Below are 22,548 nucleotides of genomic sequence, written 5' to 3'. Positions count from 1 at the left end.
GAGTTATTCTATGTTAGAGAAAGGCTTTTCTAATCCGACCGAACGTGTTGTAAGACTCAAAAATATGATCCTGCATGCTAAACCCTATGTAGAATCTGAGCGCGCCGTATTAGCGACGGAGGCTTATAAAGAAAATGAACAACTGCCTGCCATTATGCGCCGGGCACGCGTGGTCGAAAAAATATTTAATGAGCTGCCGGTCACTATTCGTCCTGACGAACTGATTGTCGGTGCGGTGACCATTAATCCTCGCTCTACCGAAATATGCCCTGAATTCTCTTATGACTGGGTGGAAAAAGAATTTAATACTATGGAGCACCGGGTCGCCGATCCGTTTATTATTCCGGAAAAAACGGCTGACGAACTTCACGAAGCTTTTAAATACTGGCCGGGTAAAACCACCAGTTCGCTGGCCGCATCTTATATGTCGGAAGGCACCAAAGAAAGCATGGCCAGCGGCGTATTTACCGTAGGTAACTATTTCTACGGCGGTGTCGGACATGTGAGTGTAGATTACGGAAAAATACTGAAAATCGGTTTTCGCGGCATTATTAATCGGGTGAGCTGCGAACTGGAAAATCTGGATCGTTCAGAACCGGGATATATTAAAAAAGAACAATTCTATAACGCGGTAATAATCAGTTATCAGGCAGCTATCACTTTTGCGCACCGTTACGCGCAGGAAGCTACGCGTCTGGCACAGCTGGAAAGCAATCCGGCACGTAAACGCGAACTGGAACAGATTGCGCAAAACTGTAGCCGTGTACCGGAAAACGGTGCCACTACGTTCTGGGAAGCGTGCCAGACCTTCTGGTTCCTGCAAAGCATGTTGCAGATTGAATCCAGCGGGCATTCTATATCGCCGGGGCGTTTTGACCAGTATATGTACCCATATCTGGCTGCCGATACCTCCATTTCGAAAGAGTTTGCCCAGGAACTGGTGGATTGTTGCTGGATAAAGCTCAACGATATCAACAAGACCCGCGACGAAATTTCTGCCCAGGCGTTTGCCGGATACGCCGTGTTCCAGAACCTGTGCGTCGGCGGTCAGACTGAAGACGGCCGTGATGCCACCAACCCGCTGACTTACATGTGCATGGAAGCGACGGCGCATGTGCGTCTGCCGCAACCGTCGTTCTCTATTCGCGTCTGGCAGGGTACGCCGGATGAATTCCTGTTCCGCGCCTGTGAACTGGTACGCATGGGGCTGGGCGTTCCGGCGATGTACAACGATGAAGTGATTATCCCGGCGCTGCAAAACCGTGGTGTCTCCCTGCACGATGCCCGTGATTATTGCATCATTGGCTGCGTGGAGCCGCAGTCGCCGCACCGCACCGAAGGCTGGCACGATGCGGCATTCTTCAATGTGGCAAAAGTGTTGGAAATCACGCTCAACAATGGCCGCGCTGGCAACAAACAGTTAGGGCCGGTGACCGGCGAAATGACCGGATACACCAGCATTGATGATTTCTTTACCGCCTTCAAAAAACAGATGGTGCATTTCGTGCATCAGCTGGTGGAAGCCTGTAACAGTGTAGATATCGCCCATGGCGAGCGCTGCCCGTTGCCGTTCCTTTCCGCGCTGGTCGATGACTGTATCGGTCGCGGTAAGTCGTTACAGGAAGGCGGCGCGATCTACAACTTTACCGGCCCGCAGGCCTTTGGTATCGCTGACACCGGGGACTCCGTTTATGCCCTCCGGAAACAAGTCTTTGAAGACCGCAAACTGACACTGACTGAACTGAAAAGCGCACTCGACACTAACTTTGGTCATGCAGTCGGCTGCGCACCTCACGCGGCAGACGGTAAGTCATCGCTGGGAGAACAGGAAATTCATGAGATGGTGAAACGTATCATCGAACAGCATGGTTCACTGGATCCGACGGCGATCAAAAATGAAGTTTACCGTCAGCTTGCCAGCGGCACTTCCGCAGCTCCGGCAGGGAGCAACTCACGTTTCGAAGAGATCCGACACATTCTTGAAAATAGCCCATGCTTCGGGAACGACATCGATGAAGTGGATCTCGTGGCACGTGAATGTGCGCTGATTTACTGCCAGGAAGTCGAGAAATATACCAACCCGCGCGGCGGTCAGTTTCAGGCCGGTATCTATCCGGTTTCTGCTAACGTCTTGTTCGGCAAAGACGTGGCAGCACTGCCGGACGGACGCATGGCGAAAGAACCATTGGCCGACGGCGTTTCACCGCGTCAGGGTAAAGATACCCAGGGGCCAACCGCAGCAGCTAATTCAGTGGCCAAACTCGATCACTTCATTGCCTCTAACGGCACGCTTTACAACCAGAAATTCCTGCCGTCGTCACTGGCCGGAGAACAGGGTTTGCGCCATTTCAGCGGGCTGGTACGTAACTACTTTGATAAGAAAGGGATGCACGTCCAGTTCAATGTCATCGACCGCAAAACCCTGATCGAAGCGCAGAACAATCCGCAGCAACATCAGGATCTGGTGGTACGCGTCGCCGGTTACAGTGCGCAGTTTGTGGTGCTGGCGAAAGAAGTGCAGGACGACATTATCAGCCGCACAGAACAGCAATTCTGATTAGCTACCTTCACGGGCTATGTACAACACATGGCCCGTTTTTTAAATAACCTGTGGCGCTGATGGCGGGTAAAGTTATGAATAAAGTCGATTACGAAACGGAAGGCGTATTATTTAATATTCAGCGCTATTCTCTGCATGACGGACCGGGTATCCGCACCATTCCTTTTTTTAAAGGCTGTCCGCTGGCCTGCAAATGGTGCAGTAATCCGGAATCACAACATCCGCAACCGGAATTATTATTTAAAAAGAGTGATTGTATTCGTTGCGGTAAATGTATTGAAGTCTGCCGGCAACAGGCATTATCCGTTAATAACGCTTCTTTTATAGATCGTGAACGGTGTATTGATTGTGGTAAATGCACCCAGGTCTGCCCGACTCAGGCACTGGAAATGAAAGGTAAACGCATGACGGTGGCGGAAGTGATGCGGGAATTGCAGAAAGAAGAAAATTTGTACCGGCGTTCAGGTGGCGGGATCACGCTCTCCGGCGGAGAACCCCTGGCGCAGCCTGCGTTTGCCCGGGAATTGCTGAAAGCCTGTAAGGAGAAGGGCTGGCACACGGCGATGGAAACGACCGGCTTCGCCACAACCGAGGTAATTGCTGACGTTTTCCCTTATGTCGATCTGGCGCTGACTGACATCAAGGCGATCAACCCGGCAGTGCATCAGGCCAATACCGGTATGGATAACCGCCAGATCCTGGAAAATCTGTTACGTATTTCTTTCATGACAAAAACCATAGTGCGTATACCGGTGATCCCGGGGGTGAATGATAATACGGAAGAAATACGTCATATCGTGAAATTTGCGCGACTGATGTCCCATGTCGATACTTTGCATTTATTGCCGTATCACGCTTTTGGCGAAAATAAATATAATCTGCTTGGGCGTATTTATCCGATGGGGGACGTGGAAAGTATTGCTGGATCCAAAATGGAATTATTAAAAAAAGAAGTGGAGTCGTCCGGTTTTCATTGCCATATCGGCGGCTGAGTTTCCGGTCAGGATATTCAGCTTTTCAAAAATATAATCAAAATAAGGTCGTTGTATGCATGATTCAGTGAAGACGCCATGTATTGCGGAATTTCTCGGTACCGGCTTATTTTTGTTTTTCGGCATCAGTTGTCTGGCAGCAGTGAAAGTGGCGGGGGCCAGTTTCGGTTTGTGGGAAATCTGTATTGTATGGGGGCTGGGGATTTCACTGGCCGTCTATCTCACGGCGGGCATTTCCGGCGCACACCTTAATCCGGCGATCACGATAGCCTTGTGGCTGTTTGCCCGTTTTCCCGCGCGTAAAGTAATACCCTATATTATAGCGCAGGTGGCTGGCGCTTTCGGTGGTGCGCTGCTGGCGTACATGTTCTATCACAACTTGTTTGTTAATTTTGAAAACGCCAATCATATGGTGCGCGGCAGCGTGGAAAGCCTGCAACTGGCCAGTATATTCAGTACCTATCCGTCGGCGGCGATAAGCGTGTGGCAGGCGGCGTTTATTGAAATGGTTATCACCTCAATTCTGATGGGGCTGATTATGGCGCTGACCGACGACGGTAACGGTGTGCCGCGTGGTCCGCTGGGGCCGTTGCTGATTGGCATTTTGGTCGCCGTTCTCGGCGCATCAACCGGCCCGCTGACCGGTTTTGCCATGAACCCGGCGCGTGATTTTGGCCCTAAATTGTTCAGCTTCTTCGCGGGCTGGGGCAACATCGCCATGACCGGTGGTCGCGACATTCCCTATTTCCTGATCCCGATTATTGCTCCGGTGATCGGTGCCTGCCTGGGCGCTGCGGTATATCGCCTGTGTATCGGTAAAAACCTGCCGGGAAACGCACCGGTGGCGGATGTCGCCAAATCTTAGGCTTTTCTAACCCAACCAATAAAAAACGGCGGTGCAGTGGCATCGCCGTTTTTTATGTGCAGGTAACGCTTATTTTCTACGGTTGCCGCGACGGGATTTTTGGCTTTTGTTCACGATGACCGGCGCTTCCTCTTCCTTCTTCACTTCTTCCTGAAAATCCATGCATGAGTACGGAGCTGGCGTTGCTTCCACATTAACCACGGGTATGCTTTGCGGATCTTTCTGCGTTGTGAACGTAGATTTAGCGGGCGTCATGCCGGTGGTTTCTGTGGAATAAATCATGCTTTCAAGATATTGCGCCGTGCGGGCAATCACCTTGTGCGCAAAGACTGTGCCGACTTTGCTGGCTGCCATCACTCCCGCCGCGATGGCCGCGTTGACTGCGCCGACTTCGCCTGCCAGTTTGACGGTAACCAGACCGCCGCCCTGAGTGAGTTCATAACCGACCAGCGTGACGTGCGCGGATTTCATCGCGGCATCCGCAGCTTCCACCGCAGCGGCCAGACCGACAGTTTCAATTAATCCCAAACTTTGTCCGGGCATAGATCGCTCCTGTTACCAGATTCATAGTGAAGTGCGTCGCAAACGGCCTGACGGTAACGCGGGTCGAGGATCCTGCAACAGATACGCTCTGAAGTTGTGTCACGTTGTTCAACGGCTCACCTATGGTAGAGGCGGCCGGTGAAAGCGACGTACACTATCTTGCGGACAGGGGGGATTTTTTTGCCCTCACGCTGAGTGCGCGTACAGAATTAACCGGTCTGCGCATTAAGCAGGTACAGGCGCGACGATTTTACGAAAATCAGACGGGGCCATACCGGTTTCCTTTTTGAATATCCGGCAGAAATAGTTGGCATCCTGCCAGGAAAGCTCCAGCGCAATGGTATTGATCCTCAGGTCACTGCACTGAAGCAGCGATTTGGCAACGTTTATCTTGCGGCCGGCGATGTAGTTTGAGAAACCGGCGCCGGTCATTTTCTTAAACGCCCGGCTCAGATAACAGGAACTGACAAAGGATCGTGCGGCAATGTCGTCGAGCGTCAGGTTATCAAGAATGTTTTTTTCGATGTGGAATTTTGCGCGATCGATAAAGCTCATCGAGCCAGTGAAGTGCTTAAGTGCATGGTCGAAAACCGTTTCCCCGATGCTCAGCAGCCGGGACATGATGCGGTAGTAGGTGCTGGCGGAAATACCGGACTGGCTGATTTCCTGGATTAGCGCCGTCACTGTCTTTGCCGCTGGCTGGCCTTTCTCCCCCCATGATATGAGGTGCTGATGCATTAATTCGAGCACATCTGTCAGTATTTTGCGCTGGCTTATGGCGGATGGCGTGGCAGCGCAGGTATTATCCAGTGCGTCAAACAGGAAGTTATGCCACTGAGGATAATCGCAGCGTTCGATCATCGTACCGACGGTTTGTTTCAGCGCCCGCGACGCCACAATATCCACATCACTGACGTCGAGGGTTTTACGAATGGCATCGGTCAGGGTGCTTTTCTTCACCGGCTTCAGCAAATAATCATCCACTTTCAGGTTGAGCATGCTGCGCACAAGATCAAAATCATCGTTGGCCGTGGTGACAATCACTTTGGTACTGGCGCTTTTGGTCCGCAGATATTCAATCACCTGATTACCATTGGGTAGCGGAATATTAATATCGACCAACATCATGTCGATTTGATCAAGCTTGTCGATCAGCTGGATGGCTTTCTTGCCGGTACTGGCTTCATGTACTATGGAATTACCGACGGACTCAGACACAATCCGCCGCAAAGATTCAGATTCAATGAGTTCATCTTCTACAATCACAATATTGTACATGCTCACGTCTCCGTTTATCAGGCTTGCAGCATGGGGAATTTCAGGGTGATGGTGGTTCCCCTTTGTGGCTGATGGAGGCTGGAAATGCCCAGTCCATAGCTTTCACCAAATAACAGCTGAAGCCGGTTTTTTATATTATTAATACCGATGCCGCCTTTCTGGCGATTTTCATCACCGGATAAAATGTTGGCAATGTCGGCTGGTGAAATACCGTCGCCGTTGTCGGTCACCTGCAGAATGACATCATGCCCGTCGTCATTGGCGCTGATGCGTAGCCAGCTGGGGGTGTCACGCGGTTCGACGACGTAATTGAAAAAATTCTCGACCAGGGGCTGCAATATCAAAAACGGGCAGACGACTTCCGCATACTTTTCAGGAATATCGCACTGATAATCAAAACGGTCATTCATGCGCACTTTCTGAATCGACATATAACTGGTGACATAATTAATTTCATGCCGCAGCGTAATCAGGCCATGATTACTTTTACGCAGCAAATAACGCATCATGTCCGAGAAGTCATGTACCATGTTTTCTGTCCGCTGAGCATTTTCCAGATATGCCAGGCGGCCAATGGTATTTAATACATTAAAGAGAAAGTGCGGGTTAATCTGATATGACAGGGCTTTAAATTCTGCCTCATGCAGTGAACGTTCTGTTTCCACTCTTTTACGTAATTCGTCAGTAAGTTCCAGATCTTTCCTGTGCAGTTCGCGCTGAATATTATTGGTATGCGCCTGTTCCACCAGATAAGAAGAGACGTGCAGTAACGTGGAGGCCGTAGATTCAAAACGATCATATGGCATACGTTTAGCGTCCTGATGTAAATCGATCAGCCATGCATTCTCTTTCCATATTTGGTTGTTATCGAGGATATAAGGAATGGTGCGCTCTTTCTCCTCCTCGACTTTCACCTGACCGGAAATAAATGCCCCGAGATAATGATCGTTTATCATGATCGGCACGGCGAACTCAACAAACCCGCAGTAGCAGCGGTAAACTACCGGTTTTCCGGCCCGCATAGCGGCCCGGCCACCGGCATTATCACTTTCGTAACAATGCGTTGCCAGAGATGGGTTACACCTTGAACGGGCGCAAAAATCTGAAAAACCACTCGCCTGCGTGACCGGCACACCATCCTGATCGACGACGACTAAAGCAATCATCATTGATTTACTGAAATTATCCTGGAGGGTTTGAAGTCTTTTTATATCAAGAAACTCATGCAATTTATATTTGTTATTCATTACGATTACCTGTAGTGGTAATTGAAATCATTCACTATATCAATATACAGGAAATCATCTGCGGGTATTTTGAAACCCGTCACAGCGGAACAAATTTAATTAGCCGAGGATGTTAACTTACATGAGGTTATGTTAATTAATACGGAAGTTAGGGCAGTAAGCGGAGAGAGCAGTACAGGAGTGGCAGGACCTGATTTTTATTGGTGCAGTCTCTGAAGGAGGATGATAAAATTACGGGAGGACAATGATATGTAGAGCATAAGGAGATCAAAATGCCATTTTTTCCGCCATTCAAAAAGCAGTTTGAGGAAGGGGATTTGGTTTACGGGATGCATGAGCAAAGGGGGATGTATTCTAATAAATTCGAATTTTTCAAAAATTCGGCTACCCCGAAGAATATTTCAACGATAGACCAATATGCCGCGACAAAGGTTGAACAGACGCTCCAGCATAAATACGAGAGAGTAAAGCCTTTAAAGCAGGCTGACTATTTGCGTACGTTATCCTCTCATTCAAAATATAAAACAATATGTGAGGCCCAAGGTTTTAATATGAATGGCAGAGCAGTACATCATCACCAGGTTATTGGGAGAAAGTGTAAGGCAGGATTATTTTGGGTTTCTACGTTACAGGATAATACCACGGTTCATTTTATTCTTGATGAAATAGATTTGAATATGGTGGCAGAAAAGTCTCATCCGAGGGATCAGCACGGGAGATCTTTCACGGGCGTGGAGTTAAGATGGATATATCGAAACAGGCATAATCCTCAGGTAATGAAAAAGATCCAGTTCTGGTTAAAAGGTTCTCCGACTGTACCACCCTGGGCGAGTGATAACAGCGGGTTCTGGCAGCAATATATTCCTCGCTCAGAACCAGACTGGTCAGCATCGTTATCGAGATTATTTCATTTAGCGTAGCGGTAGCGTTCCATAATTAATCTGTGTAAAAGGCGGGGAGCGCCAGTGCAATTTAGGGGTTAAAAAGCATTGCGGCTGTTCTACGGGTTGTTCATTCATCAGCCCACTTATCATACTAAAGCAGTGCATGGCCAGTTCACGGCAGTCCTGTGCGACCGTGTCAATTTTCACAGACAGGGAGTCATAAAGATAATGGTCGTCAAAACTGCACAGGTGGATATCACTCTCCAGCAACTGATGCTGGCTCATATATCGCAAAACACCTTCCATCAAGCCACATGACGCAACGAAGAGGGCTTTGGGCGGGCGTCCAAGGCGGGCACAAAGTTGCGCAAACATTTCATAACCGGAGCTGGGATGGTAATTACCATACAGAACCCAATCGGGATTCAGGCTGACACCTGCACGTTGCAGCCCAAGCTGATAACCCGCGAGACGGTCACGGGTCGGTGAAATTCGCGGCTGTCCACCGAGAAAATAAAACTCATCACGCTGGATTTGGGCTATCCGGGAGACCAGCTCTGCTGAAGATTCTATGGCTTCACAGACAACCATAGGGAGCTGTGTGTCCTGCATATGGCGGTCAAATAAGACTACGGGTAATTGCTGACTGATTTTTACGTATTCCGCATCACTGAGCATGCTTGATGCCACAATCAGCCCGTCGACCTGCCGCTGGATAAGGTTATTAACAACCATCGTTTCCTGGCTGGTGTTTTCATCCGTACAGGCAATCAGCAACTGCATGCCGTTCTCACGACAAAGCATTTCAAGTTCGTTAGAGCAGGCGGCAAATCCATAGTTGGTCATTTCCGGCACCACCAGCCCAAGCGTGAAGCTGCGGGTGACATTGAGCGAACGGGCGTGAATGCTCGGCTGATAATGATGTTCTGCTGCCACGGCGAGTACCCGATCCCGGGTGAGATCGGAGATACGAAACTTCTTGCTGTGTCCGTTAAGCACCTGGCTGGCAGTCGATTTCGACACGCCAGCCAGTTCGGCTATGCCACTGATAGTGATGCGTTTGGTCTTTTTCACTGCGCCATATTCTGTTATCCGAAAGGGCATTTATTCTATCACGCATTCAGCCAACGACCAGTGGCGCAGCGCAATCTGATGAGAACCCCGTACGGTCAGTTGGGCAGGTAAAGCAGGGAAATAGCGTGAGGACATCACAGCTTCCCCGTCATTAATGAAAATCTCAAGGCTCGACGCATCGCTTAATACCGTCAGCTTGTGCAGCGCGCCGCGCCAGACACGGTGTTCCGGCAAACCAGTACGCCGGTTTTTTCGCGTTAAACGCAGCCATTCTCCGTCGAAGCTGAGCGTCATGTCGCCACCTAAATCCGCACTGAAAGCGTGTTCAGTGATAATTTCCGTCTCGGCTTTTGTGATGTCCAGATGAGGGCAATCGTCGGCAGTTCCCTGCCATGCCTGCTCATCACGACGGAGTTGTTGCAGTTCCCGTGCCGGTTTTTGCATGATTTTACCCGCCACCATCGTCAGTTCGCGCGGGCAGGTCATTGTATGCAGCCAGCCATTTTGTATTGTCGGCTGGAAAAATTCATCACTGTCCGGTATGCCCATCCACCCGATGAGCAGGCGTCGCCCGTCATCCGTTTGCGTAGTTTGCGGCGCATAAAATTCGAACCCCAGATCTAACTCAGTGAATTCGCCGTGCTCAAGGGTCGCATTGTCGTAATCCAGTTGCCCGACAAAATAACCCGACTGGAACGTATTCAGATAACGGTCAGATTCCGCCGCTAAACCTTGCGGACAGCAAATCAGAATGTCGTTATCGCCCAGCCGGAATAAATCCGGGCATTCCCACATGTAGCCGAATTCACCCAGCCCGTGTAAACCTGAACCGGCCATTTCGCCGAGAAGATCCCAGGCTAATAAGTTGTCGGATCGTAACAATAATACTTTGCCCTGAAGGTTAAGATCCTGAGCCCCTAACACCATGTACCAGTGGTTTTCATGTCGCCAGACTTTGGGATCCCGGACATGTCCGGTATAACCTGCCGGCAGGGAGAGTACCGGGCCGGTTTTATCAAACTGGCCCTCTGTGTTTTCGCGTGCCAGACATTGAAATGCCGTGCGGCTGCCATCGGGATATTTCACATTACCGGTGTAAATGAGTGTCAGCTGGCCGTTATCGGTCACGGCTGAACCGGAATAGCATCCGTGGGTTTCGAATTCTTCTGACGGCACCAGCGCGAGCGGTTCATGCTGCCAGTGAAGCAAATCTGCTGAGCTCCAGTGCCCCCAGAACTTGGCACCGTGCGCGCAGGCCAGCGGATTCCATTGGTAGAATAAATGGAAACGTCCGTTATGCTGGATAAAACCATTCGGGTCATTGAGCAACCCGACCGGCGGAGCGAGATGCCAGCCGGGACGGTAAGGATCTGCCGCCGCGTTAACCTGACCCGCCACCACGCTGTGCAGCGCTTTTTTCAGCAATCCGGCTTCCGTCATTTTTCACTCTCCGTGTTGTATTTGAGCAGCAATGACAGCAGGAATGCGCTGCCAAAGGCAATCACCATCCCGATCAGATAGCTGAGAATCGAACTGGATTGCACGATGGCCAGCCCCGGAATACCGGTCAGACCAACCGCTGTCATATTGACATGCATTGCCACCACCCAGGCACCGCCGAGCGCACCGCCTGCCAGCGCCGCGAGGAAAGGTTTCATAAAGCGCAGGTTGATACCAAAAATTGCCGCTTCGGTGATGCCCAGCATCGCGGAGAAGGCCGAAGGCACCGCAATGGCTTTAATTTTTGCATCACGTGTTTTGAAATAGACGGCAAGACAGGCCCCGCCTTGTGCAACGTTGGCCATCGACCAGATAGGCAGCAGGAAATTTACGCCGATATGCGGATTCCCCAGCAAACCCGCTTCAATTGCATGGAAGCTGTGGTGAATACCGGTGATCACGATAACTGAATACAATCCGCCGAACACCAGCCCTGCCACCCAACCGGCATGGGAGATTAATGTGCTGAGAATAAACGAAATACCGTCACCGAGCGCACGACCCGCAGGGCCGATGATCAGGAAAGCGATAAAACCGGAAATGATGACCGTCAGGAACGGTGTCAGGATCAAATCCAGTGCATCGGGGATCACTTTGCGCAGGCGTTTTTCAATGAAGCTCATGAACCAGACGGCCAGTAAAACCGGGAAGACCGTGCCCTGATACCCGATCATCGCAATCTCAATACCAAAGAAATTCATGGTATGGAAACCACTGGCAACGCCCCAGGCATTGGTCAGCGCCGGATGTGTCAGAATACCGCCGAGGGTGGCACCGAGGAACGGATTGCCACCAAATTCCCGTGCGGCAGTAAAACCAATCAGGATCGGCAGAATGATAAATGCCGCCGAGCTGAACATATCAAGCATGATAAAAATCGCGCTCTCAGGGTTGGCCCAGCCGTAGGTCTTCACCATACCGAGCAGCCCCATCAGCAGGCCGGAGGCGACGATTGCCGGAATAATCGGCACAAAGATATTCGACAGTACGCGCGCAAGTCTCTGGAAGGGATTGAGTTTCCGTGCCGCGATATCGGCGGCTTCGGATTTACTTGATTCGCTGATACCGGCCACTTTAATAAACTCGGCGTACACCTTGTTCACTAACCCTGTACCGAAAATGATCTGAATCTGTCCGGCATTGCTGAAACAGCCTTTTACGCCTTCCACTTTTTCGATAGCACTTTTGTTGATCAGACTGTCATCTGCCAGCACCAGGCGCAGACGTGTGGCACAGTGTGCCGCGCTGGCAATATTGTCCTTCCCACCCAACAGCGGAAGCAGCTCAGTCGCGATTGCATTGATGTTCATAGAATCCCTTAATTTATCATTATCGTTAACGCCCGGTCAGGCCGGGCGCTTTTTTTGAATCAAACCCTGCTGTTTAGAACCAGGTTTCCATCTGGATGCCGAAATTCCACTGTCCGCCCGCTGTAAAGCCATCAGTACCAAAGGAATCGCTGGAGGAGTAACTGTCAAGTTCTTTGCTCCAGTCCATATAGGTGGCGAAGAAGCGTATTTCAGGACGGCTCAGCATGTTGCTGATATCGCCCACCTTGAAAGTCGGTGCAAAGGTTAGTTTGTAGAAACCCCCTTTCACTTTGTTGTAATCGCTGTAACCTTGCGGATCGAGATCCATATACTGATAGCTGCCTTCATACGCCAGCTCGAAATTCTCAGTAATTTGCTGGATCAGCCGGGTATTAAACGTCAGCCATTTATAGTTATCTCCGGAGACATAGCGGTCTTTACTCTGCTGAGCCAGAACAGCCGGTGCGATGCTCCAGTTTTTGCTGATCGGCGTGATACCGTATGTGGCCAGACGAAGCGTACTGGCATCGTCAGTCAGATGTCCGTCAGAGCCCAGTGCTTTCACCTCTGCTCCCAGCCCGTGACCATAAAGTAGTGCTGTTTTGGATGTCCCTTCACGCAGGCCGTAAAAACTGTCGCCGTGGTACGCCAGAAGGGTATGGAAGCCGGTATCCGCCGCATTGGTGACCCCCCTGGTGCCGGTATTTTCGCGATCCTGATTGTTTTTGGCCCGCAGCCCGCTTAGCATCCACTGGAAAGGTCCGGCATAGTTATTGGCCGTAACAATGTAATTCTCGATGCGGGTATCATCGCTATTCTTGTCTTCAAGATCGTCAAAGTTTCTTCCGTAGAGCGAGAAGTTACTTTTCAGGTTCTCCCCCCATTTAACGTCGTAAATCCCGCCGCCTGTGCCTGCCAGGAAGATGATGTCGGAATCAAGCCAGTGAATGTCGAAATTATCGCGGTCAAAGCGCTTACCCGCCCAGAGGGTGGAATCTTTCCAGGGGCCGCTGAACGTGGGTAAAGAACCGAGTTCAACAAAGGCCTGACGGATATTTAATTCACTGGTGGCTGCGGTCCAGTCGTTGTAGCTGCGCTGACCATCAGCCAGCATGACTTTGTAACGGGAGGTCGCGCCGCTGGCCATCGTCTGGTTATGCTCCAGATTCAGCTCGACGTAGGTATTATTTTCATTGCCCAGACGTCCTACCGCACCGCCAGTTTGCCCGGCAGGCGTAACATAAGGACCACTTTCTGTTGAGGTCCCCGAATCATTCATGATCACGCCTGAACGTGCATATCCCGTAAATTTGAACCCGCTGTTATCACTGCTGTTTTTATTGTTGTCAGCGACTAACGTTTCAGTACGTTTAGCCACCTCTGCTGTTTTTTGCCCGGTCGTCTCAACATCCTTCGCCACGAGCCGTGTCTGTTGTTCATTACTGGTTGTGCGCGCTTCCAGTGTTTTGACCTGCTGTTCAGCTTCAGTGGCACGTTTCTCTGCTTTGGCGGCGCGATTTTCGGCGACTTGTAGTCTTTTTTCTAACGCGGCAAAGCGGGCTTCAATGGCACTGGCTGAAATATCGGCGCCCTGGGCGGTGCATGACAAAATTAATCCAATTGCAACAGCAAGATAGCGGGGTTTCATCATCATTTTTATCACTCAGAAGAGGTTTAATTATTATGGGGAAAACTGTTTAGCTAAATTGCTAAACTGGTTTTCCTGAGCACAATAAGCATTCGCATGGCATGCAGGCAATGAATTTTTAAGGTCTTGTCGTGGGATTGTGATCTTGCTGGCAAAATGTTCTCTAAGCCTGAAATTTCATTTGCACTTGAATAGCTAAACCGGTTCTTCTATTTTATCAACAGACGATTTATCAGGATTTAAAAAAGGAATGAAGATGACTAACCGGGTTTGGGTATTGGGCGATGCCGTGGTGGATCTGATCGCTGAAGAAGATGGCCGCTTATTAAAATGTCCGGGCGGGGCACCGGCGAATGTTGCCGTCGGGATCCGCCGCCTCGGAGGTGACAGCGCATTTATCGGACGTGTGGGTGACGATCCGTTCGGAAAGTTTCTGCGAAAAACACTCAGTGATGAGGGGGTGAATATTGATTGTATGTACCTTGATGCTCATCACCGAACCTCCACCGTCGTCGTGGAAAACGATGCTGACGGAGAGCGTACCTTCACATTTATGGTACGTCCGGGCGCTGATCTCTTTCTGCAGCCCAACGACATCCCGGCTTTCAAGCCCGGGGATTTTTTACATTTATGCTCGATAGCATTATCTGCGGAACCTTCACGTTCTACCGCCTTTCTGGCTATGGCAAAAATGAAAGCAGCAGGGGGGTATATTTGTTTTGACCCCAATATCCGGCATGACTTGTGGTCTGATGAAGGCCTGTTGCGTGACAATCTTGCCCGCGCCTTGTCGCTGGCTGATGTGATTAAAATCTCAGAGGATGAGCTGGAATTTCTGACGGGTGAAGCGTTGTTATCAGAAGGGGTACTGCGCCTGTGCGACGTGTATAAACCCGAACTGCTGTTGGTCACGCAGGGGAAACAAGGGGTTTCGGTCTACCGGAAATATAATGCGGGTCTGAAACACTACCCCGCGCCCGAAGTGAAGGCCGTGGATACCACCGGTGCCGGAGATGCATTTGTTGCCGGATTGCTGGCCGGACTGGCGCAACACTGGCCGCTGAGGTCGGACAATGTCTGGCAATCTATTATCCGGCAGGCACTGGCATGCGGGTCACTGGCCACCACTGCCAGAGGCGCAATGACCGCATTACCCGATAGCGATACCTTAAAGGCGTTTTCGTCTTAAACCGGGTCCGCGCCCGATGAATTTACGCGGACTGCAACTGTTCTTCCGGCGAAAAGAATGTAAGTAATGCGTAATCCAATGTCATGTTTTACGAAAATCAAAAGTTAGCCGCTGAACCTCGCCTATATCTCACAGTCTGTTAGCGAGGTTATTTCTTCTGATAGCAAAATCTTTTGTTAACAGGAATTTTTGTGAGTTGAAAAACGGCGAGCACGGATCACATGACAATGAAAAAATTACTCTTAGCGTCGCTGCTGTTCAGCAGTGTCCCGGTTTTTGCTGCCGGCGGGTTTGTCGTAAAAGACATTCACGTCGAAGGATTGCAGCGGGTCACTGTGGGTGCGGCGTTGCTGAGCATTCCTGTGCGCGTGGGAGATACGGTATCCGATGACGATATCAGCCAGACGATCCGTGCATTGTTTGCGACCGGCAATTTTGACGATGTGAAGGTGCTTGAAGATGGCAACACGCTGATTGTCCAGGTGAAAGAACGGCCAACGATTGCCAGCATTACGTTCTCAGGCAACAAAGCCATAAAGGATGAAATGTTGCAGCAGAACCTCGAAGCCTCAGGGATCCGCGTCGGGGAAGCGCTGGACCGCACCACCATTTCGTCGATTGAAAAGGGGCTGGAGGATTTTTATTACAGCGTCGGCAAATACAGCGCGAGTGTAAAAGCGGTGGTGACGCCGTTGCCGCGTAACCGCGTGGACGTGAAACTGGTTTTTACCGAAGGTGTGTCGGCAAAAATTCAACAAATCAATATTGTGGGCAATAAAGCTTTTACCAGTGACGATTTAATCGCCCATTTCCAGCTGCGCGATGAGGTGCCGTGGTGGAATGTGATTGGCGATAAAAAATATGAAAAACAAAAATTATCAGGTGATTTAGAAACACTTCGCAGTTTTTATCTCGACCGCGGTTATGCCCGTTTTAATATTGATTCCACCCAGGTCAGTTTAACACCGGATAAAAAAGGAATTTATATTACCGTCAATATTACCGAGGGTGCGAAATATACCGTGTCCGGCGTGGTGGTGACCGGTGATATGGCCGGACATTCTTCCGAAATTGAAACACTTTCCACTATTCCTGCCGGTGAGTGGTATAACGGCGCGAAAGTCACCACAGTGGAAAGTGATATCAAAAATCTGCTGGGCCGCTACGGCTATGCCTATCCGCATGTCACGACGCAAAGCGACATTAATGAAACGGATAAAACCGTGAAACTGCGTATCAGCGTGGATACCGGCAACCGTTATTCGGTGCGACGCATTCGTTTTGAAGGTAATGACACCTCGAAAGATGAAGTATTGCGGCGTGAAATGCGCCAGATGGAGGGCGCGTGGCTGGGCAATGATCTGGTGCAAAAGGGCAAAGACAGGCTGAACCGTACCGGCTATTTCGAGTCGGTCGATGTGGATACGCAGCCGGTACCGGGTTCACAAGATCAGGTTGATGTGGTTTACAAAGTCAAAGAACGCAATACCGGTACATTCAACGTGGGTGTGGGTTACGGCACTGACAGTGGCATCAGTTATCAACTCGGTGTGACGCAGGATAACTGGCTGGGCAGCGGTAATACGGTCAGCTTCAGCGGTACACGCAACGCTTATCAGACTTATGTCGAAGTCTCGGCGACTAACCCGTATTACACCGTTGATGGTATCAGCCTCGGCGGTAAAGTGTTCTACAACCATTACGACGCAGAAGATAACGATCTGGCGGCGTATAACCTGCAAAGTTACGGCACGGGAGTGAATCTCGGTCTGCCGGTCAGCGAAAATAATACGCTGAATCTGGGGCTGGATTACGTTCACAGTACGCTGAGTGATATGGAGCCGCAGGTGGCGGTCTGGCGCTATCTCAATGCCAGCGGCGTACAGCCGGGGCTGGTGACGACGTCTACCAGCAGTGATGCACAACTGAGCACCAATGACTTCTTCGCCAGCGCCGGCTGGGCGTATAACGATCTTAACCGCGGCTTCTTCCCGTCATCCGGCACGCGCGCCAGTCTGGTAGCAAAAGTTACCACGCCGGGCTCGGACGACAGCTATTACAAAATCACCTTCGATGCCAACCATTACATCCCGCTGAGCGACAAATCGGACTGGGTATTAATGGGCCGCGCCAAAGCCGGTTATGCGGCAGGCATTGGCAGCAACGAAGTGCCGTTCTACGACAACTTCTACGCGGGCGGCTCCAGCTCGGTTCGCGGTTTCTCCTCCAACACCATCGGGCCGAAAGCGGCGTATTACAAATGCAGCAGCGCTGACAACTCGTATTCCACCTGTCCGGTGACCAAATCGACTGATGCGGTGGGCGGTAATGCGATGGCGATTGCCAGCGCGGAACTGTATGTGCCGACGCCGTTCATCAGCGAGAAATACGCCAGTTCGGTCCGTACATCACTATTTGTCGACTCCGGCACGGTGTGGGATACAAAATGGAAAAATACCTCAGCGACCGAAGCCGCGGGTATTCCGGATTACAGTGACCCGACACATATTCGTGTTTCCAGTGGTATAGCGCTGCAATGGCAATCCCCGCTTGGCCCGCTGGTATTCTCTTATGCGCAGCCGCTGGTGAAATATGAAGGGGACAGCGCTGAGCAATTCCAGTTTAATATCGGTAAAACGTGGTGATAATAAATCCGTCTTACAAAGTTATTACTTTTTACAGACGCAATGAGAATAGAAAATAAATCAGATTCAATTATAATGCCGGCATGATGTTTATTGAGCAACCCTTAGGGTAAAACATCATGCCATTATAATATTGTTGGAGTTCTTCCTTTTAAGGGCTGCCCCTGTGCGGCCCTTCTTTTTATGGGTTTATCACATCAGAAATAAGCGATTATTCTGCTTTGTGGTAATTTCCCTGCGCGTCGGCACTTTCAAAAATCATTGAAACGGAGTTTACACAATGGCGCAGATTCTTCTCGGTCAAATATTCTCCCTCAAAGACATGCCCCAGATGTGCCTTACAGTTCGCACAAACAATTTCTGTTCTGCGGCCATCGGCATCCGGCACACGTTCTACCGCACCCGGAATTTCATCGTCGAAAGCTGGCCAGCCGCAATGGGATTCGAATTTGTGTTCTGAGGAATACAGCGGTGCAGAACATCTTTTACAGACGTAACGGCCCGGTGAAAAGTGGTCGTTATACTCACCGGTATTCGGGCGCTCTGTCCCTTTGTTTTCGATGACAAAACGTTCAAAATCATTCAGTTCTCTGTTCATTATCATTGCTCCTGGCAGGTGACATTGCAACTTTATAGTGTAGCTCTATATTGGGGCGATATATCAAGCTGCAAGTGCCTTCATGCCAAACCGTGTTGTTTGACGCCGCTACGCAGCGTCTGCCACGGGGTGATACGGTTTTTAAAATCGGTCTGCTGCACAGGGTGATCAGATCAGCCTGCGCCGACTACAGAGAACGCGGCTCAGCCAGTACCGGCAGATAATACAGATGGCGTCAGCGCTGCTTCAGAGAACCTGATAATCAGAATGGGATCCTGGCAGGGGATCCCCTCCTGCCGCAGAATAAGGCATTTTTACTTCATCTCTTCTTCCATGACTTTACTGACTTTTTGCAGGGTGGATGCGACATCCTTAACACCAGCGGCTTCCTGGTTCTTCACCCAGTTGGCCTGGATGTCCTGATAGCCAGTCACTTCCTGCCAGTACGTGACTTCACTGTGTTGCAGAACGCGGACATTTGCACCGTCTTTACGCAGGGCATCCAGTTGCGGTTCAACGCTGTGATCCATCATCGAACCGGCAACTTTATAAGCGGTATTAGCGGCGCGGGTGATGGCGTCCTTATCTTCCTGCGCCAGTCCGTTCCAGACTTTATGGTTCATCACCAGAAGGTAAAGATGACCCAACCACAGTTCTTTCGAGACTATAACCTCCGGTGCCATCTTCTGGATTTTCAGATCATAACCGCTGTCAATGTTGACCAAAATGCCGTCGAGTTTACCGGTCTTAAATGCATTTACCGTTTGTTCGCCCCACGGTGTGGTCACTGGGGTCGCGCCCGCATTACGCAGGAAGTTCTGATGCCAAAAACTGGCTGAACGCCAAGCGGTGCCTTTGATATTCTGCAGTTTCTCCAGCGGATGTGTGCTGAAAAAGGCCACCGGATAACCTGTTGAGAGAAAAATATCTACCACACCATTCTTTGCCAGTTCAGCGGGGAAGGCTGGGATTTCGGCGTATACGCGGCGGAAGAACGCTATCTGTTTATCGCCGGATGGCCCTGTCGGAAAACTTTTGAAAAGCTGATGCAGTGGTAACTCTTTGGCGGTATATTCCGGCACCACAATGCCAATATCTGCATTGTTTCCTTCGCGCACAGTGCGCAATGCATCGTAGCCGGTAGAGAGTTCGCCACCCCAGTGCTCTTCAATTTTCAGGCGCCCATGGGATTCTTTTTCAATCGCCGGAAATAATACATCTTTGATAAAGCGGGTGCGCATTGCGCCCAGCGGTTCGTGATCGGTGTATCGCAAGGTCGTGGCAGAAACAACCGCCGGTAACAAGAGTAAAGCGAGGGCAAGTGCCAGAGGTTTTCTGATTAAGTCCATGTAATCTCACATTTCGGTTGGGTAAAACCAGAGTTTATTTGCTGAACCCCAATGTGGACGTGCGTGAAAACAGGTTATTTGCGTAAAATTAAAAAAGCGTCATGTTTGCACATGACGCTCCTGATTTTGCCCGGTTGAGTATTATCGGTTAGAAATCGACGTTCACACCCAGCTGGAAGCTGCGCCCCGGCATCACGGCCAGCGCTTTATTATATTCATCCTGATTAGTGGTTTCGGTCAGCGTACGGCTGCTCAGGTAATCCCAGTATTTGCGGTCGGTGATGTTGTAAACACCGCCGCTGAGTTTGACGTTCTTCGCGACTTTCCAGTAGGCCGTTGCATCCACCATACCGTAACCCGGCACATTCATGTATTCGGTGGTGGAGCCGGTGATTGGCGTACCGGCATTGGTATAGCTCTGTCGGCTGGTCGCTTCGGCTTTTTTGCCTTTCACGAAGGTTGCCGTCAGGGCGGTTCCGTAGACGCCGGATGGCGCATCCCATGCCACGCCTGCCACAAATTTCATTGGCGGTACGCTGTCGAGATCCACGTATTTGTCACCGTCGTAGCTGGATTTCGATTCACCCTTGGCATAACCCAGTGCGAAGGTGGTGCTCAGGCCATCAACGCGGCTAAACCAGGTGCCGTAGTTAATTTTGGTACTCAGATCGCCACCGTAGATAAACGCTTCATCGCGGTTTTCTGCCTGATAAATTGTATAGATATTGGATGGCACGTTGGTGAACATACCCGGGCTGCCCGCGCGGGTGTAACGGGTATTAGCAATGAAGTTTTTGTAGGTGTTATAGAAGAGGGAAGTCCTGAAGGTCACGCCTTCCGTGGCTTCGCCTTTCATACCCCATTCAAAGTTATTGCTGGTTTCGGTTTTCAGGTCAGTGTTACCGATCAGCGCATACTGACCACGTCCTGCATAGTTAGAACCGAGGTTCCAGGAACCGTAAAGCTGGCTGGCATCCGGGAACTGCGCGCCGCGCTGGTACTGCAGATAAGTCATCAGTTTAGGGGTGATGTCATAGGTGAAGGCCAGCGATGGCAGAGCCTGCGTATCGGAGTTGGCTTTACCGTACAGGGTGGAAACCTGATCTTCAGAAACGATGCTGTTAGACAAGTCTGACAGATTTTGTGCCTTGGTATTCTGATATGCGACACGCACCGCAGGCACTACAGAGAAGTTATGGCCGCCGAGGTCAAACTTAACGGTGTCTTGCAGGAAGCCGCCGAGGATATACGTCCGGCTGTTGGCTTCCGGTTGCATGATGGTCGTGAAAGCACTTTGGTCCGGGCTTTCGCGGAACGGACGTTCGGTGTTGGACACGCGACCGTTGATACCGGCACTTAACTCATGGCGACCCAGCGTTTTCAGCCAGCTGGTTTCTGCGCCGTAGGTGTTTACGTCGTAGTTCGAGTAGACATTCATCATCTGCTTGCTTTCGTTTGGCAGATAAGTGTTGTCGTGCGCCTGAGTATATTGGTAATAGACTTTCGAGACGATGGCATCCACGTAATCGTTGAACGGCGTCCATTCGTCTTTCAGGCTTGCACCCCAGCGGCGGGTGTTACTTTGCTGCTGTGCGGTGCCAAGAATCGCGCTGCCCGCGTTGTTCCAGGTATCGTAATGGGTGTGGTTTACTTTTTCGTAGTAATCAAGGGTGCCTGTGACTTTATGGGCGTCATTAGGCTGCCAGATTACCGACGTCATGATGGCGTCAGAGTGCCAGTTGGCCGGATACGCATCCAGCGTTCCGCTGTTGTTGCTGGTTTCCTGACCGTCGCGGCGGCTGATGGCGATCAGGCCACGCAGGGTTTCGTCACCGGCGGCAGCGGTGATGCCGTTGTGCCAGGAACGGTCTGAGGAATCATAATCAGACTGGTAACCGAAATAAGTTTCCTTGCCCGGACGCAGGTAATCGTCGGCAGATTTTGGCAGGAAGGAAACGGCACCACCGATTGAGGTGTTGGCACGGTCGGCTGATGTGGCACCGGATTCAATATCCACCTGACCATAAATATACGGGTCAATGTAATCACGGCCAATACCAAAGGTATTCAGCCCCGCACGACTGACGTAGCTGCGCCCGGTGGCGCTTGGCTGCGGAATACCGTCGACATCAATGCCTACGCGGTTGCTTTCCAGGCCGCGAATGTTATAGCCGGTATATCCGCTACGGTCAAAACCGCTTTTGCCGTTGCCGGAGCCGCCTCTCGCGCCGGTCGCGGCGATCAGTGGCTCATAACGCATAATAGTCCCGAAATCATTACCGCCTTTGCGCTGCATTTCGGCTGCTGTGAGGGTGGTTTTCGAACCCGGTTTTTTATCCGGCATCGTTTCGGTGACCGTCATGACTTCTTCATTGTTCTGCGCCAGATCCTGAGCTGTACGCACCGCCGGTTTTTTTTTGATGGCTTCAGAAGATTGCGTATTGTTTGCGGTGAGATCGGTATTGTCTTTCACGGCTTCCGCTGCATTTACATGAAATGTGGTGGTGAGAATCGTCCCCATGAAAATGACGTTTTTCACTAAACCCTGCTGTGTAAAGGATGTGAACATTTGTTTTTGTCCTGCACTAATTTTTAGAGTTCTGCTCGCATTTACTGCCTTTCGACAAAACAGACGCACTGGTCATCTGCATTCAATTCTTCCCTGAAAAAGCCATTATCCTTATAAAGTATGGGCTTACCTGGCGTCAACGCCCACCCTGGCTTTTTGAGAATGATAATGATACTGATAATTGTTATCAACAAAATGATATAAAAAAATGCATTCCTTAACAAAATTTATCCCGTCTGTTCTCAGGGAGAGATAAAGGTGAGGTGAAAAACACAGGGAAAAGAAGACAGCGCATTA

16 protein-coding genes are annotated in these 22,548 nt (G+C 50.5%); 6 read left to right on the top strand and 10 right to left on the bottom strand.

Features of this window, described 5'->3' with window-relative positions; translation table 11 throughout:
- The first annotated feature begins 10 nt into the window (after window positions 1-10).
- From grpM to pduF, 3 genes are all read left to right on the top strand, one after another.
- The gene (gene grpM, locus J1781_RS15805) at window positions 11-2,557 is read left to right on the top strand and encodes a glycyl radical diol dehydratase GrpM (RefSeq protein ID WP_217233860.1); all 2,547 of its coding nucleotides are present in this window, start codon (window positions 11-13) and stop codon (window positions 2,555-2,557) included.
- A gap of 77 nt (window positions 2,558-2,634) precedes the next feature.
- The gene (locus J1781_RS15800; protein ID WP_217233859.1) at window positions 2,635-3,552 is read left to right on the top strand and encodes a glycyl-radical enzyme activating protein; all 918 of its coding nucleotides are present in this window, start codon (window positions 2,635-2,637) and stop codon (window positions 3,550-3,552) included.
- 55 nt (window positions 3,553-3,607) lie between these two features.
- Entirely contained in the window at window positions 3,608-4,417 is an 810-nt protein-coding gene (gene pduF / locus J1781_RS15795; RefSeq protein ID WP_217218754.1) for an MIP/aquaporin family protein, read from the top strand.
- A gap of 69 nt (window positions 4,418-4,486) precedes the next feature.
- Here the strand turns inward: pduF and J1781_RS26515 are convergent, their stop codons facing one another.
- From J1781_RS26515 to J1781_RS15780, 3 genes are all read right to left on the bottom strand, one after another.
- Complete coding sequence (locus tag J1781_RS26515) at window positions 4,487-4,960, bottom strand: BMC domain-containing protein (RefSeq protein WP_129953710.1); 474 nt, start codon at window positions 4,958-4,960, stop codon at window positions 4,487-4,489.
- Window positions 4,961-5,185: 225 nt separating this feature from the next.
- Complete coding sequence (locus J1781_RS15785; protein ID WP_129953709.1) at window positions 5,186-6,238, bottom strand: response regulator transcription factor; 1,053 nt, start codon at window positions 6,236-6,238, stop codon at window positions 5,186-5,188.
- Between the two features lie 17 nt (window positions 6,239-6,255).
- Complete coding sequence (locus J1781_RS15780) at window positions 6,256-7,485, bottom strand: sensor histidine kinase (protein WP_129953708.1); 1,230 nt, start codon at window positions 7,483-7,485, stop codon at window positions 6,256-6,258.
- 272 nt (window positions 7,486-7,757) lie between these two features.
- Here J1781_RS15780 and J1781_RS15775 point away from each other — a divergent pair, with 272 nt between their 5' ends.
- Window positions 7,758-8,405 (top strand): hypothetical protein, encoded by a 648-nt coding sequence (locus tag J1781_RS15775; RefSeq protein ID WP_129990931.1) that lies wholly within the window; start codon window positions 7,758-7,760, stop codon window positions 8,403-8,405.
- On the opposite strand, the gene J1781_RS15770 is transcribed toward J1781_RS15775, so the two are convergent.
- From J1781_RS15770 to J1781_RS15755, 4 genes are all read right to left on the bottom strand, one after another.
- On the bottom strand, window positions 8,397-9,443 hold the full coding sequence (locus J1781_RS15770) for a LacI family DNA-binding transcriptional regulator (protein WP_129953706.1): 1,047 nt from the start codon (window positions 9,441-9,443) through the stop codon (window positions 8,397-8,399). The two genes, J1781_RS15775 and J1781_RS15770, sit on opposite strands and share 9 nt — an antisense overlap.
- A 30-nt stretch (window positions 9,444-9,473) precedes the next feature.
- On the bottom strand, window positions 9,474-10,883 hold the full coding sequence (locus J1781_RS15765; RefSeq protein WP_217233858.1) for a sucrose-6-phosphate hydrolase: 1,410 nt from the start codon (window positions 10,881-10,883) through the stop codon (window positions 9,474-9,476).
- On the bottom strand, window positions 10,880-12,253 hold the full coding sequence (locus tag J1781_RS15760) for a sucrose-specific PTS transporter subunit IIBC (protein WP_129953704.1): 1,374 nt from the start codon (window positions 12,251-12,253) through the stop codon (window positions 10,880-10,882). Before J1781_RS15760 ends, J1781_RS15765 begins: the two co-directional genes overlap by 4 nt.
- A 73-nt stretch (window positions 12,254-12,326) precedes the next feature.
- The gene (locus tag J1781_RS15755; RefSeq protein WP_129953703.1) at window positions 12,327-13,907 is read right to left on the bottom strand and encodes a carbohydrate porin; all 1,581 of its coding nucleotides are present in this window, start codon (window positions 13,905-13,907) and stop codon (window positions 12,327-12,329) included.
- Window positions 13,908-14,157: 250 nt separating this feature from the next.
- Between J1781_RS15755 and J1781_RS15750 the strand changes: the two genes are divergently transcribed.
- Complete coding sequence (locus J1781_RS15750) at window positions 14,158-15,090, top strand: fructokinase (RefSeq protein WP_129953702.1); 933 nt, start codon at window positions 14,158-14,160, stop codon at window positions 15,088-15,090.
- 221 nt (window positions 15,091-15,311) lie between these two features.
- Window positions 15,312-17,735: an outer membrane protein assembly factor BamA gene (gene bamA / locus J1781_RS15745; RefSeq protein ID WP_217219959.1), complete on the top strand. Its 2,424-nt coding sequence runs from the start codon at window positions 15,312-15,314 to the stop codon at window positions 17,733-17,735.
- Window positions 17,736-17,946: 211 nt separating this feature from the next.
- Here bamA and J1781_RS15740 read toward each other — a convergent pair whose 3' ends face one another.
- From J1781_RS15740 to J1781_RS15730, 3 genes are all read right to left on the bottom strand, one after another.
- Window positions 17,947-18,333, bottom strand: a complete 387-nt coding sequence (locus tag J1781_RS15740) for a methionine-R-sulfoxide reductase (protein ID WP_013578081.1) — start codon at window positions 18,331-18,333, stop codon at window positions 17,947-17,949.
- A 314-nt stretch (window positions 18,334-18,647) separates the two neighbouring features.
- Window positions 18,648-19,682 carry a TRAP transporter substrate-binding protein DctP gene (gene dctP, locus J1781_RS15735; protein WP_014341798.1) on the bottom strand — a complete coding sequence of 345 codons (1,035 nt, stop codon included), beginning with the start codon at window positions 19,680-19,682 and terminating at the stop codon, window positions 18,648-18,650.
- A 148-nt stretch (window positions 19,683-19,830) separates the two neighbouring features.
- The gene (locus J1781_RS15730) at window positions 19,831-22,203 is read right to left on the bottom strand and encodes a TonB-dependent receptor domain-containing protein (RefSeq protein WP_408004161.1); all 2,373 of its coding nucleotides are present in this window, start codon (window positions 22,201-22,203) and stop codon (window positions 19,831-19,833) included.
- Window positions 22,204-22,548: the final 345 nt, after the last annotated feature.

The sequence above is a fragment of the Rahnella perminowiae genome (assembly GCF_019049695.1).
In the GTDB taxonomy this organism is placed as follows: Bacteria; Pseudomonadota; Gammaproteobacteria; order Enterobacterales; family Enterobacteriaceae; genus Rahnella; species Rahnella perminowiae.
The sequence above is the reverse complement of the archived record's forward strand: the minus strand, read 5'-3'. Positions and strand labels throughout refer to the sequence as shown.